Origin of the sequence: Agromyces sp. CF514, assembly GCF_900113185.1 — a bacterium.
Taxonomy (GTDB): Bacteria; Actinomycetota; Actinomycetes; order Actinomycetales; family Microbacteriaceae; genus Agromyces.
This window is the reverse complement of the sequence record NZ_FOZD01000001.1, coordinates 2,065,450-2,079,610: the sequence shown is the minus strand read 5'-3', so window position 1 is coordinate 2,079,610 and position 14,161 is coordinate 2,065,450. Positions and strand designations below refer to the sequence as shown.

Sequence of the window (14,161 nt, the reverse complement as noted above, 5' to 3'; positions counted from 1 at the left end):
GTTCTGTCTCCAGGCGGTTTCTGTACCGTCCAGTTGGTATAGTAACAGCATGACCACGAGCCCGCCAGCAGCGACGACGACCGCGCAGTCCGTCACAATGGGGTCATGAGCCGACCCCCCGCCGCCCGCGAGGCGGTCCTCGACGCCTTCGAACGGCTGATCATCGCCGACGGCGAACGCGCCGCGACCCTCGATGCGACGGCCAAGGCCGCCGGAGTCTCGAAGGGCGGGCTGCTCTACCACTTCGGTTCGCGCCAGGCGCTCATCGCCGGCCTCATCGAACGCCTGCACGAACTCGTCGAAGCCGACGTGACCCGCATCGAGCAGGCGCCCGAAGGTCCGATCGCCTACTTCGTGCGCTCCTCGGTCGAGATCGAGACCTCGCTCGACCGCAGCTTCATCGCGACCGTGCGGCTCGCGCAGGGCGGCGACCGCCAGGCCGGCCGCGCCATCGAGGAGGTTCGCGAACGCTGGCTCGTCGAGCTCGGCCGCCACGTCAGCGATCCGGCGCTCGCCATCGCGATCACCCTCATCGGCGACGGCCTGTACTACCACGCGGCCCTTCGTGCCGAGGCGGTCGACGACGTCGCGACCGCCGGCGACTTCAGCCCCGAGCAGATGGACGCGCTCGTCGCCCTGCTCGAACGCCTCGTCGCCGACGGCCGCTGAGCGGCAGCGGCTGCGACTGCGACTGCGGCTGCGGCTGCGGCATCAGCGTCAGCAGCGGTGTCCGACGCGCCTGCAGACGACGGATGCCGCGGGCGACCGAAGTGGGTCGCCCGCGGCATCCGCGGAACTGGAGCCGTGCCTACTCGGTGATGTCGATCTCGACGAACACCGACGCCTCGATCGCGGTGCGCACCCGCTCGAGCACGTCGGCGGGAACCGGCGAGTCGACCGTGAGCACGCTGAGCGCGTTGCCGCCGGCCTCGCGCCGGGCGATCTGCATGCCCGCGATGTTGATGCCGGCCTCGCCGAACTCGCGGCCGTACACCGCGACGATGCCGGGACGGTCGGCGTACTCCATGACGATGTGCGTGGTCGCGATCGGCACCTCGAGCTCGTAGCCGTTGATGCCGACGAGCTTCTCGATCTGCTTGGTGCCGGTCAGCGTGCCCGAGACCGAGATCTGCCGACCGTCGGCGAGTGCGCCGCTGAGGGTGATGACGTTGCGGAACTCCGACGACTCGGCGTCGACGATGAGGCGCACGTCGATGCCGCGCTGCTCGGCGAGCAGCGGCGCGTTGACGTACGAGACGGACTCGCTCACGACGTTCGTGAACACGCCCTTGAGCGCGGCGAGCTTCAGCACCTTGACGTCGTACTCGGACAGCTCGCCGTGCACCTCGACGTCGAGGCTCGTGAGCGCGCCCTGCGCGAGGCCGGAGAAGAGCTGGCCGAGCTTCTCGACCAGCGGGATGCCGGGACGCACGTACGGGTCGATGATGCCGCCGGCGACGTTCACCGCGTCGGGCACGAGCTCGCCAGCCAGCGCGAGGCGAACGGACTTCGCGACCGAGATGCCGGCCTTCTCCTGGGCCTCGTCGGTCGAGGCGCCCAGGTGCGGCGTGACGATGACGTTCGGCAGGCCCAGCAGCGGCGACTCGCGCGGCGGCTCGGTGACGAACACGTCGAGGCCGGCACCCGCGATGGTGCCCGCGACGAGCGCGTCGTGCAGGGCGTCCTCGTCGATGAGCCCGCCGCGTGCGACGTTCACGATGTAGGCGGACGGCTTCATCTTCGCGAGCTGCTCGGTCGCGATCATGCCGGTCGTCTCGGGCGTCTTCGGCATGTGGATCGTGATGAAGTCGCTGCGCTCGAGCAGTTCGTCGAGCGAGACGGTCTGCACGCCGAGCTGCTGCGCGCGAGCGGCGGTGATGTAGGGGTCGTACGCGATGACGTCGACGCCGAACGCCTGCAGGCGGGCGGTGATGAGCGCGCCGATGCGGCCGAGGCCGATGATGCCGACGGTCTTCTCGTAGAGCTCGGTGCCGGTGTAGTGCGAACGCTTCCACTCGCCCTGCGCGAGCGCGGAGTGCGCCGCCGGGATGTGCCGGGCGAGGCTCAGGATGTGGCCGACCGTGAGCTCGGCCGCCGAGATGATGTTCGACGTGGGCGCGTTGACGACCATGACGCCCGCGGTGGTCGCGGCCTTGATGTCGACGTTGTCGAGGCCCACGCCCGCACGCGCGACGACCTGCAGCTTGGGGGCGGCCGCGATCGCCTCGGCGTCGACCTTCGTCGCGGAGCGCACGAGGATCGCGTTGGCGTCGGAGAGCGCGGACAGCAGCGCGGCCCGGTCGGTGCCGTCGACGTTGCGGACGTCGAAGTCGGGCCCGAGGGCGTCGACGGTGGCGGGCGAGAGTTCTTCGGCGATCAGCACGACCGGCTTTGACACGAGTGATTCCTTCGGGGGTTGCGCGCGCGAAGGCGCAGCACTGTGTGGGTGGGATGCGCCACACACCGTCGGGGCGCAACCCGCTCAGCCTACTTCAGCCGACGCACGTGTTTCGTCCGTGTGACGCGCGCGGCCGCACAAGGCGCCGCGCACCGCGCCGGACGCCGCGAACGGGCGCCGTGGTCAGACGACCACGCCGCCGATCTGGCCGAGCAGCACCGAGAGGCTGAGGAACAGCACGGCCGAGACCGCGAGACCGGTGAAGTACAGCGCGATGCGCGCGAGCAGGCCGCGCTTGCGACCGAGTGCGAACGCGAGGCCGAAGCACGCGAGCGGCGCCAGGAGCGCTGAGATCATGACGGCCCAGCCTGCGCCGCTGAACGAGAGTCCGAGGCCCAGCAGCTGCACGATGGACTCCACGACCTCCCACACGTCGTAGGCGAAGAAGAGCCCGAACAGCACCGCGAGGCTCACGTCGAGCCAGATCGGCAGGGTGCGGGTGTGCACCGGGCCGCCCGCGGCATCCGTGCCGTCGACGATCGGCGCGCCCGATTCGGGCGAGGCGGGAACGGCGCTCATGCGGTGACCCCCAGGACGAACGGCAGCGGGGCGAGCACGAGCGCGCCCGCGATCAGCCAGACGAGCCGGGCGCGGCGCCCGCCCGCCCGGAGCGCGAGCGCGAACCAGCACGGTGCCGCGAGCACGGCGAGCCAGAGGCCCAGTGCGTACATCGTGTCGCTCACGACGCTGATGCCGGGCACCGAGGTGCGCAGTGCCGTGATGAACCAGCCGATCGTGTAGAGCAGGTAGACCCCGGCGAGGATGCCGAGCACGACGAGCTCGACCGAGCCCGTCTGGGCGGCGGAACCCGGCTTCACCTCGTCGGCATCGTCGGCATCTGCATCAACATCGGCATCGACATCGGCGTCGTCAGCCGCGCCCGCGGGTTCGCGGACCCCGGATGCCGCGGCCGACCCTTGCGCGCCGGAGCCAGCATCGGCGGCGGGCGCCTTCACCGTCGGGCCGACCTTCTTCCATCCGGGTGCGAGGGTCGGATCGTCGTCGCCCTCCCACCGCAGGGCGTCGTCATCGGTCTCGCGCGTCATGGCACCAAGCCTACGTCGATCGCGGCTTCAGGCCGTGCGTGCGGGCCCGCCGGCGGCCGCGACCGCAGCGTGCACCGTGGCGGCATCCGTCACGTCGAATCCGTCGACGCCGCCGCCCGGTCCGCTGGGGCCGCCGCGCTCGTCGCGCCCGCGCGCCGAGAGGTGCACGGCGTCGACGCCCGCCGCCGCGAGGTCGGCGATGTCGGACACGCGCACGCCGCCGCCGGACATGACCTCGAGCCGCCCGGCCACGCCCTCGACCATGCGCGCGAGGGTCGGCAGGCCCGCACGGCAGTCGGCCGCGCCGCCCGAGGTGAGCACACGGCGCACGCCGGTGCCGGCGAGGGCGAGCACCGACACGATCGGGTCCGCGCTCGCGTCCACTGCGCGGTGCACCGTCACGTCGATGCCGTCGGCCGCGTCGACGAACGCGGCGATCGCGCCCCGGTCGAGCACGCCCGACTCGGTCAGGGCACCGACGACGACGCCGTCCGCGCCGAGCGAGCGGGCCAGCCGGATGTCGCGCACGATTGTGTCGAGCTCGTCGGCGTCGTAGACGAATCCGCCGCCGCGAGGGCGCACGAGCACGTGGACGAAGCCGGTCGCCCCGGCCGCGGACGCCGCGGCCACGGCCGCCTCGACGAGTCCGGCGGAGGGGGTCAGCCCTCCGAGCCCGAGCGCCTGGCAGAGCTCGATGCGGGCGGCACCTCCCTCGAGGGCGATGCGGACGCCCGCGGCATCCTGGACGGCGATCTCGACCTGCAGCTGACTCGGCACCTGAACACAGTAGCGGGCGGCGGCGGACTCACCGGCCGAGCGCCGAGCGGGCGCGCACGAGGTCGAAGAACGCGCCGGGGTCCACGCCCGGCGGCGGCGCGGCGAGCGGCCGGGCGGCCCGTGCCGGGCGTGCGGCGACGCTCGCGGACCTCGCGCCCCGACCTGCACCTCGCCCGGCCGCGGCGGCGGCATCCGCGTGGAAGAGGTCGAATGCGACATCATCGGCGAGCAGCGTCTCCCCCGCCCCAGCCGCGTCGCCGTCGGGGTCGGCCGGTGTCGACGGCGGACCGTCGCCGCCGGGTGCCGGAAGCCCGCCCTCGGCGGCGACGCTCCGCACGAGCGCGAGGCAGCGTCCGTCGTCCCAGTGGAGGCTGATCGTCGCGCCCACCGGAACCGGCCGCGGGCGGGCTCCGTCGGCACGCGCGGGCGGCACCCGGTCCCAGGCGACCTTGACGAGCAGCTCGCGCTGCGGGACGACCGTCTTCGAGCCGACCCGCTTCGTCGCATCGATGCGCGCGAGCACGGTGAACGGCACGCGCGCCGGGATCCCGATGGCGCGACGGTGCCTGCCGACGTAGTCGTAGGCCGCGAACTCGTGGTCGCGGAGGTCGGCGAGACGCTCGGGCGGCACGTCGAGCGCGCGCGGGCGGCGCGCCCGCAGCTGCGCCGGTGCGGCAACGACGCCGCTCGTCACGAACCGAGCGGCGAACGCGTCGCGGCGTCGGCGCACCTCCGCGGTGCCCCGCCGACCGGCGGCCGCGTCGATCGCCTGGTCGGCCGCGAACGCGGCCCTGCCGACATCCGCGAACCCGAGGTCGCCGGGCGGCAGGTAGTCGATGCCGCGCAGCACGAATCGGCGGAAGACGACGTGCGCGGTGCCGAGGGCGCGGTTCGCGGCCTGCACGGACGAGAGCCGCCGTCGGCCGTCGCGCCTGGGGCCCCGCTCCCGCGCGAACCGCGTCTCGTAGATGTCGCGCAACGTGTCGAAGTAGATCGCCGAGAGCAGCGTGCTGAGCTCGTGCGGGTTCGCCCCCGCGAGGGCTGCGAGGCTCGTGAGCTTCGCGAGATCGCGCAGCGCATGGCGGGCAGCCCCGCCCGGCCCCGGCTTGGCCACCCCGAAGGCCTCCGCGATCGAGCTGAACGCGTTCTGCGCGTCGATGCGGTTGCCGCCGCGCGCGAGCACGCTCGTGCGGAGCCGATCGCTGTCGAGGGCCATGATCACCGCGATCACGTCGGCGACGGCCTCGTGGATCGCGATCGACTCGCGAGTCGGCCGGTCGGCGAGCGAGGGCTGCACCGCATCGAGCAGCGCGTGCCCGCACTCGTGCGCGACGATGTCGCTGCTGAGCGCGGTGTGCACGCGCTCGCCGTCAGCCCCGGTGAACGACGAGAACTGGAGGCTGCGGGTCCTGCGGTCGTAGGCGGCGTTCGCCCGCTCGCCGGCACGGGGCACGACGAGCAGTTGCTCGCCGTCGAACGCCCAGCGCACCCGCCGACCGAGGGCGTCCGGCCCCTCGAACATGCGGATCGTGCGGAATGCGACGCCGAACGCGTTCACGGCGAGCGCGGCGGGCGACGCGGCCTCGGGATCCTCGATCGGGTAGCCGCCGTCGAGGTCGCCCTCACCCTTGGGCTCGAACGCCGCAGGGGGCGGCAACGGCAGCCCGGAGCCGGGCTCGAGGTCGACGACGGCGAGTCGTCGGCACGCGGGGCCGTCGAGGAAGCGGTCGTTCGCGCCCTCCGGCAGCGCGAGCTCGCGCACCTCGCGCTTCGGCACCGGAACACCGTCGACCGTACCCAGGTCGACCGTGTCGTCCTGGATGAGCAGCGACACCGTCGCGACCGGACCCGAACGCGCCACGGGTCACCCCCCGAGCAGTGCTGTTCCGATGGCCGCGAGCGCCGCGACCGCGATGAGCGCGAGCGGCACCGGGTCGCGCCACGCGCGCGGATGCCGGAACTCCCACCAGACCGAGAGGCTCGCCGCGGCGAGCACGAGCACGCCGTGCCCCGGCACCATCGCGAGCATGAGCGGACCGCAGAGGACGGCGCAGCGCCGCCACTCGATCGCTCCGGCACGGGCGGCGGTGCGGATGCCACGGCGACCGCCCGGGGCGATGGGCGGCGTGACGGCGCACCGGGCCAGCAGGCGGGCGCGCCGGGGCGACCACCGGGCGACGCCCGCGACCCCGAGTGCGGCGAGCTGCCACCAGAGGCTGCCCTGCGGCACCCCGGCGAGCTGCGCGACGAGCGCGGCGGCCAGGCCGAACGCGAACCAGAGCAGAGTCGAGACCACGACCGCGACCGCGACGAGGCGGATGCGCCAGCGAGGGAACGAGCCCGCCGCGATGCGGTTCGCGAGCGGCACGAGCAGCGGCCACATCATCGCGACGACCATGAGCAGCCAGCCTGCCGCCCACATCGGCGTGACGGCGACGGATGCCGCGGCGCCCGTCCCTGCGCCCCCGCCCGCGGTGCCGGGCGGCCCGCCGCCGGCATCCGTTCCGCCGTGGTGCGCGCCGAGCCCGAGACCGCCGGCGAGCGGCAGGGAGGCCGCTATCAGCACGGCCCACGCGGCACCCGAGGCGATCGGCAGCGCCTCGCCGACCCGGGTGCCGAGGCTCGATCGGCTTCGGCGCCGTGCGCCCGTCGCGCCCGCTGCGCCCGCTGCGCCCGCAGCGCGACCCGTGACGACGCTCATGGCGCCTGCACGTAGACCGTGACCTGCGCGACGCTGATCGCACGCGCGTCCGCGGCATCGCCACCGCCTTCGCCGCCGTCGCCGGTCGCCCACGCCTCCGCAGGCAGCAGCCGCACCGTGAGCGCGCCGCCCGCCCAGCCCTCGTCGAGCAGGTCGGGCAGCACGCTCGACGCGTCGACGAGGTAGTTGCGCACCTCCTCGTCCGGCGTGCCCGCGAGGCCGAACGTCGAGAACCCGCGCACGACGTGCGGCGCCGCGTCGGGCGTCGAGCGGATCTCGACGTCGTACGCGGAGTGCGGGTCGTGCGCGGTGGCACCGGCGAGCTCGAGCAGGAGCCTCGTCGGCGGTGCCTCGTCGAGCCCGAGCGCCCCGCCCTCGAACGGGATCTCGCGCTCCTCGCCCGACGCCAGGTCGAACGTCGCCGCCACGGGTTGCCACTTCGATGCCTCGTCCACCCCGAACCCTCCCCCGGTCGCCGCGATGATCTCCGCACGTCGATCGGCGACCGCGTCGGCGAGCACGTCGGCGAGCACGATCGACTCGTACCCGTAGTCCATGCGATCGCTCGCGAGGTCCTCGACGGCGGCCATCGCGTAGGTCTCCGGTCGCTGCTCGTCGCCGAACCAGAACGCCGCGGAGTCCCACGCCGACTGCAGCTCGGGCGGCGTGTCGGGGGCATCCGTCAGCCGAACCGAACCCTCGAGCGAGAGCCACACCTCCCACAGTCGGTCGATGTTCGCGTGGTGCAGCCAGAACACGGGGTCGCGGCCCGCCGTCGACGGCGATCGCATGACCCCGCCGATCGCCATGTGCACGTAGTTGTGCGGGCGGTCCTCGACGGTGCCGAACGACTGGTCCGGCAGGGTGCCGCCGAATCCCGCCTCGCGTTCGAGCACGTAGCTGGGCTGGGCGAGCGCCTCGACGATGTCGGCGCTCGCCGCCGGGATCGCCTGCGTCGATCGCGCGGGCGAGAAGAGCGGGTTGTCGACGAGCACGCCGTCGACCGTGCGCCGTTCGACCGCGAACTCGACCGGCAGCCGACGCGTCGAACCGGGCGCCGAGTAGTCCCAGTACGGCAGCGCCCAGTCGTCGTCGCCGGAGGCGTCGCGGATGTGCTGCTCGAACCACGCGAGGTAGGCCCGGTGCCACGGCAGGAAGAACAGCGAGGCGTGCGTGCACTGCGCCCAGGCCGCCCGTCGCGGCGTGAACTGGTCGATGCCGTGCGTGTTGGCCGCCCACATCCACGACTGGGGCGTCGGTGGCCCGGCCGCGTCGACGGCCTTCATGACCTCGACCCCGCGTGCGTAGGCATCCAGGATCGGATGCCACGGGCCGGACTCCGCGGCATCCCGATCGCCGACCGTCAACCCCTCGATATCCCTGCGAACCCGCATGACGACCCCCTCGGTGCGAATGTGCGCGCCATGTCTACCACCGGGTTGGTGGCGCGTCCAGAGTGCTGACGGCACACTTCATGCCCGTCCGCGCACCGTCTTCACACCGCCCGCGCACGCCGTCGAACGGGCGTGCGAGACCGACCCCGGAGCGCGCTCAGCGGCCGACCAGCACCGACTCGGTCACGACCCTCTTCGGGTACTGGAACGCCACGTCGACCGCGAAGTCGTCGTCCTCGGCCGTGTACCGGTCCTGCAGCCCGTCGGCGAGGATCCGCCACGGCCGCGAGTTCGACGGGGTGCCCTCCGAGCCGTTCTCGGGCCGGAACTGCTCGTAGTCGTACGGGAAGCTCGCGGTCGCGCCGAGCGTCGACGAGATCGTGTCGACCGCGATCGTGCCGCCGCCGAGATCGACCTGCAGCAGCCGCTGGAACCCGGTCGCCCGTTCCCCCGTGTGCGTGCGGAACTCCTGGTAGTCGGCGAGCAGTTCGACGACCGTGTGGCCGGCCAGCCCGCCGGCGTCCTCCGTGACGATCCTGCCGAGCCCGTGGAAGTGACCCGAGAGCACGGCGACGACGTTGCGGTTGGGCGCGACGACGCGCTGCCAGAGCTCGCCGCCCCGCGAGAGCCAACGCGACCCGGTCGAACGGCCGGCCGCGGCATCCGCGAGCTCGGGCGTGACGTGCTCGTGCGTCGAGACGACGACGTTGTGGCCGGGGTGCGAGGCGACGACCTGCTCGGCCCACGCGAGCTCGCGCTCGCCGTACGCGTAGGGCAGTGAGAGCATGAGGAACCTGGCGCCGGCCCGCTCGAACGTGCTGAAGTTGGCGCTGTTGTCGTCGGGGGCGATCGACCCGGCGTACCAGGGCATCGCCTCGTATCGCGAAGGACCGAAGTACTCGTTGAAGAGGGCATTGCTCGCGCCGCGCTTGTTGTCGTGGTTGCCGGGCAGCACGCTGTTCGGCACGCCGGCGTCGTCGAGCACGGCCTGCATCGTCGACGCGACCTCGAACTCGCGGCGAGCGCGGTCCTCCTGCTGCCCAGGGTCGACCCAGTTCTGCACGAGGTCGCCCGTGTGCGTCGCGAAGGCGATCTTTCGCGTCTCGGCGTTCGCGGCGATCCATCCGACCACCTCGGCGTACACCTCGGGGTACGCCTCGCTGAGGTACTGCGTGTCGGTGATGTGGCTGATGGCGAGGTCGTAGTCGGCGGGATCCTCGAACTCGCCGTCGGCGCCGTGCGGCGTCGCGTCGCTGCGGCGCGGCGCGCTCTGCACCAGCAGTTCGATGCGATCGTCGGATGCCTCGGCGGCACGCACTCGGCCGGTCAGCATCAGCACGCCGCCGTCCGTCGCCGAACGCGAGTCGAGCCGCCGCCATGCGCCGCCCGAGGGATCCCACACCGACAGCGTCAGTTCCGCGCGATCGTCGCCGTGGCCGGTCCACGCGACCGTTCGCCCGCCGTCCGCGCTGCGGGACGGCCCGACGGCGACCGTCATCCGCACGTACGGGAAGGCGAAGGCGTCATCGGATGCGGCGAGGTCGGCCACCTCGACCGATCCGCCCGCCCCGACCGCGATCGGCTGCTCGCCCGGCGCACGATGCTCGACCAGCGCGCCGGCCGTGGTCGCCCCACGCGCCGCCTCGACGACGACCGCGGCCGCCTCCCCGTTCAGGGTCCGACGCGTGGGCGCGACGGCGCCCGGACCGGCTCCCGCGAGCCGTACGGCGTCATCGCCGAGTTCACGTCGGACCTCCGTGGCGAGCCGCGCCTCCGTCTGCGCGGCGAGCGCCTCGACGGGAGTCCACTCGGCGAGGTCGAGCTCGCCGGGCGACGCCGCGCGCACGACGAAGTCGTCGGCGTCGACGCCCGTGAACCGGCTGCGCTGGTACGTCTCGCCGCGCAACCGGTCGGGCTGGAACGTCGTGAGCGCCACGCCCTTCGTGCAGGGGCTCGGCCGCTCGTTCGGCTCGTCCATCTCGTTCGCGAGGTAGACGCCGACGCTGTCGACCCGGCGCCCCTCGGCGTCCTCGACCCAGACCCCCGTGCCGAGCAGGTCGAACGGCTCCGCGTAGCGGGCATCCGCACCCGCTGCGGCGGCCGTCCCCTCGAGCGCGGCGAGCCAGGTCTCGCCCGGCGCCACGCGCGTGCCGTCGGCGATCGCGAGCAGCGTGTCCTGCTCGCGCGCGCCGTCGACGCCGCATTGCACGAGCCGCCATCCGCCGAGGTCGACGGCGCGGTCGCCGTAGTTGCCGAGCTCGACGAAGTTCTGCGGCGAGGTGCCCTCGATCGATCGCGGATCGGTCGCCAACTCGCTGACGGCGACCTCCGGCGACGCGGGGTACTCGAACGCGCTGCGGAACACGCTCCGTTCGGCCCTGGCGTTCGGCCGCCCCGGTGTCCGCGGCGCGATGACGAACCCGGTCGCGCCGGCACCCGGCTCCTCGACCAGTTGCCAGGACTCCCCCGCGCGGGCGTCGAGCACCGATGCGAGCTTCGAGGCGTCGCGCTGGCACGCGGTGTCCGGCCCGTTCGAGACGCTCACCTCGTCGACGCGGCGGCCCGCGGCATCCGTCAGCAGCACCCCGAACGTGGTGTCGGCGAGGCTCGTCGTGGTGCGCGCATCCGGCTCGGCCTCATCGGCGCCCGGCTCGAAGCCCGGGCCTCCGAGCAGGAACCGCTCCCCCGCATCGAGCCGTGCGCCCGGCGGGAAGGCGTACTGCCGCGTGTCGGGCGAGGCCGTGCCGGAGGCGCTGCAGCGGTGCACCGTCCATCCGCCGACGTCGACGGCGGCCCCGCCGGAATTGCGGATCTCGACGAGGTCGTCGCCGGAGCCCGCCGGACCGGCCGCGGCCACCTCGACGATGCGCACGGATGCCGCGTCGGCCCGGTCCTGCGGCCCCCTCGCATTCTCGGCGCCGGGGGTCGCCTCGGCCCGCACGAAGTCCTCGGCCACGTCGCCCGTGTCGGCGACGCGCTGCCAGCTCTCACCGGGGGCGGAGGTGGATGCGAGCATCTCGGGCAGGTTGGCGCCCTCGGTGCACTCGCTCGCGACCGGCGTCGGCTCGCTCGGGTACACGCCGACCGCGTCGACGCGATCGCCGTCGGCGTCCACGAGCACGAGGCCGAACCCGCCGCGGTCGTAGGGCTGCGTGAACTGCGCGTCCGCACGGCGTCCGCCCGGCAGCGTCGCCCCGATGCGGGCGACCGTGAACCGCTCGCCGGGCTGCAGCACGACGTCGTCGAGTCGCGCCTCGGGGCGGCCGACGTTCGCGCGCAGGCCCTCTGCGCTGCACCGGAACACGTTCCAGCCGTGCAGGTCGACCGCCGCTCGGCCGGTGTTGCGCAGCTCGAAGAAGCTGAACGCCCCGCCGCTGCCGTCGCCGTTCGCGAGTTCGTCGATCACGACGCCGGATGCCGCAGCCGACACCCGGGCGGCGGCGTGCGCGCCCTGCGTCGGCATCACCGTGACGACGAGGGCGAGGATCGCGGCCCCGACGGCCCAGGCCGTCGCCCGAGTGCGAGCAGTTCGAATCGGGCTTGTTCCGCGTCGCACACCGACACGCTCTCGCCATCGGGTGAACGCACGGAGGCGGGCCGAGAAGTCCCGCGTGAACGACGGGCGACGGGATGCCGCGGCGCGCCGCGCGACCGACGTGCGAGCCGCCGGGCGCGGGCGGCGGGCGGATCCGCCCGCCGCCCGCGGCCCGCGTCTCGGGGTCTGCGGGGCGAGGTCAGGGCGTGAAGACCGGCACCCCGTTGCGGACGAGCTTCCAGTTCTCGACGTGGAAGGAGACCGGGTCGATGGTGCCCTGCGCGGACGCGTAGGCCACGATCGCCTCGCGGATCGCGACCTGCGCGTTGTACACGACCGGCGCCGTCGCGATGTGCGGGAACCCGCCGCCGCCGGACTGCCGGTAGTTGTTGACCGCGACGAGGAACTGCTGATCGTCGGACACGGCCGCGCCCTCGAAGGTGAGCGGTGAGATGCGCTGCCCGACCGGCTTCGAGATGTCGACGGTGTACTCGACCCCCGAGAACTGGTCGTAGTTGTAGTCGGGCGTCGACGCCGCGCGCGGGGTCTGGGCGTTCGTCCACGCGGCCGGGTCGACGGGTGCTTCGGGGGCGACCTGCTTGTAGTACTCGGCCGAGAACTCGAGGTACTCCTTGATCTGCTTGCCCGTGAGCACCGACGCCATGAGCGTGTTGTCGTAGATGTAGAGGCCCGCGACATCCTTGATCGTGACCGACCCCGCCGGAAAGCGAGCGGCCCGGTTGAACGGCGCCGCGATCGACACGATCGGCAGGGATGCCTCGGGCGTGCCGGCGACCGCGGCCGCGACGGTCGCGGTCTGCACCTCGTTGACGTAGTCGAGGATCGCGGTGTCCTTCCAGCACGACTCCGCCGCGAGCATCTCGGTCGTCGAGTTCGCGACGGGCGAGTTCATGTACCGCACGACGGCGTCGTGCTGGGACCGCACGATCGCGACGAACTCGGGGTCGTCGACCACCGTGTTCGTGTTCACGAGGTGCGCCGAACTCGTCGCGACGCGCCAGCGTCCGCGCTCGAACTCGAGGGCGAGGTCGAAGACGCTGAGCCGCTGGCCCCAGTTCTTCGGCTCGCTCATGACCACCTTCGCACCCGTCTGCAGGTTCGCGACGATGCGCTCCGGCACCTCGCGGTGCGCATGCCCGAAGAGGATCGCGTCGATGCCGGGCACCTGCTCGGCGACGAGCGCGGCAGCGTTCTCGTTGGGCAGGTCGCCCGAATACGACGAGGTGCCGCTGTCGCCCGAGTGGGCGCTCACGACGACGATGTCGGCGCCCTGTGCCCGCATGACCGGGACCCAGCGCTTGGCCGTCGCGACGAGGTCGAGCACCTCGACCTTGCCCTCGACGTTCGCCTTGTCCCAGATGACGACACCCGGGTTGGTCAGACCCAGCACGCCGACCCGGATCGGCGGGCGCCCCTTAACCTTGATCGTCTTGATCGCGTACGGCCGGAATCGCGGCACCTTCGTGCGGGCGTGCACGGCGTTCGCCGCGAGCACAGGCGCGTCCATCTGCGAGATCCAGTGGTCGAGGAACTCGAGCCCGTAGTTGAACTCGTGATTGCCGAGCGCGACCGCGTCGTAGTCGAGCGCGTTCATCTGGGCCGCCATCGGATGGGTCGCCCCCGTCTCAGTCACGGGCTCGACGGTCGCGTAGTAGAACCCGAGCGGCGTGCCCTGGATCGTGTCTCCGGCGTCGAAGAGCAGGGTGCGGTCTGCGCCACGGTCGGCGCGGATCTGCTTCACGACGCTCGCGACGCGGGCGAGGCCGACGGCGTTGCCGGCGCTGTCGCTGTACGTCGCGTCCTTGTAGTAGTCCCAGTTGACGACGTTCGTGTGCAGGTCGGACGTGCCCATGATCGTGATCGTGACCGACTTGTCGCCCTTGCCTCCCGGAGCGGCGACCGCGGGCCCGGCCCATCCGGCCGCGGCGAGGGCGCTCGCGGCGGTGGCGCCGATGAGGATGTTGCGTCGGGTGATGCCCGTGTCTCCGGACTCGACGAGATCGTCGTCGGGCACGTCGCAGGAGCACCAGCGGGGAACAGGGTCGTGATTCGAGTGTTCGCTCATGGGACCACATGTGACCACAACGGGGGCCGCCGGGACAAGGGGGCTGCGGTGAATTCGCCGTGCTCATTCGCGCACGGATGCGGAACGGCCCGCCCCGGTGTCCCGGGACGGGCCGTTCGATGTCAGCGCACTCGCGCTCGCGTCAGCGAGGCAGTGGGCGGCAG

At 72.9% G+C, this 14,161-nt stretch carries 10 protein-coding genes; 1 reads left to right on the top strand and 9 read right to left on the bottom strand.

The annotated features are described in order from the left end of the window. Positions 1–105: 105 nt before the first annotated feature. Positions 106–669, top strand: coding sequence for a TetR/AcrR family transcriptional regulator (locus BM342_RS09220; RefSeq protein ID WP_092965075.1), 564 nt, complete (start codon positions 106–108; stop codon positions 667–669). A gap of 139 nt (positions 670–808) precedes the next feature. On the opposite strand, the gene serA is transcribed toward BM342_RS09220, so the two are convergent. The 9 genes from serA to BM342_RS09180 all read right to left on the bottom strand — a co-directional run bounded on the left by serA (position 809) and on the right by BM342_RS09180 (position 13,997). Then, positions 809–2,398, bottom strand: a complete 1,590-nt coding sequence (serA, locus tag BM342_RS09215) for a phosphoglycerate dehydrogenase (protein ID WP_092965074.1) — start codon at positions 2,396–2,398, stop codon at positions 809–811. 183 nt (positions 2,399–2,581) lie between these two features. Further along, a complete protein-coding gene (locus BM342_RS09210; RefSeq protein WP_092965073.1) occupies positions 2,582–2,977 on the bottom strand; it encodes a hypothetical protein in 396 nt (131 codons plus the stop codon). Next, positions 2,974–3,504 (bottom strand): hypothetical protein, encoded by a 531-nt coding sequence (locus BM342_RS09205; protein WP_092965072.1) that lies wholly within the window; start codon positions 3,502–3,504, stop codon positions 2,974–2,976. The genes BM342_RS09210 and BM342_RS09205 overlap by 4 nt, the downstream gene beginning before the upstream one ends. A gap of 27 nt (positions 3,505–3,531) precedes the next feature. Further along, entirely contained in the window at positions 3,532–4,281 is a 750-nt protein-coding gene (locus BM342_RS09200) for a copper homeostasis protein CutC (protein ID WP_255368637.1), read from the bottom strand. A 28-nt stretch (positions 4,282–4,309) separates the two neighbouring features. Continuing rightward, a complete protein-coding gene (locus tag BM342_RS20190; protein WP_255368636.1) occupies positions 4,310–6,115 on the bottom strand; it encodes a gluzincin family metallopeptidase in 1,806 nt (601 codons plus the stop codon). A 30-nt stretch (positions 6,116–6,145) separates the two neighbouring features. Further along, on the bottom strand, positions 6,146–6,982 hold the full coding sequence (locus tag BM342_RS09195) for a copper chaperone (RefSeq protein WP_092965070.1): 837 nt from the start codon (positions 6,980–6,982) through the stop codon (positions 6,146–6,148). Continuing rightward, complete coding sequence (locus BM342_RS09190; protein WP_092965069.1) at positions 6,979–8,376, bottom strand: tyrosinase family protein; 1,398 nt, start codon at positions 8,374–8,376, stop codon at positions 6,979–6,981. Before BM342_RS09190 ends, BM342_RS09195 begins: the two co-directional genes overlap by 4 nt. A gap of 157 nt (positions 8,377–8,533) precedes the next feature. Continuing rightward, positions 8,534–11,932, bottom strand: coding sequence for a lamin tail domain-containing metallophosphoesterase family protein (locus BM342_RS09185; RefSeq protein ID WP_143109803.1), 3,399 nt, complete (start codon positions 11,930–11,932; stop codon positions 8,534–8,536). Positions 11,933–12,110: 178 nt separating this feature from the next. Beyond that, positions 12,111–13,997 (bottom strand): 5'-nucleotidase C-terminal domain-containing protein, encoded by a 1,887-nt coding sequence (locus BM342_RS09180; protein WP_092965067.1) that lies wholly within the window; start codon positions 13,995–13,997, stop codon positions 12,111–12,113. Positions 13,998–14,161: the final 164 nt, after the last annotated feature.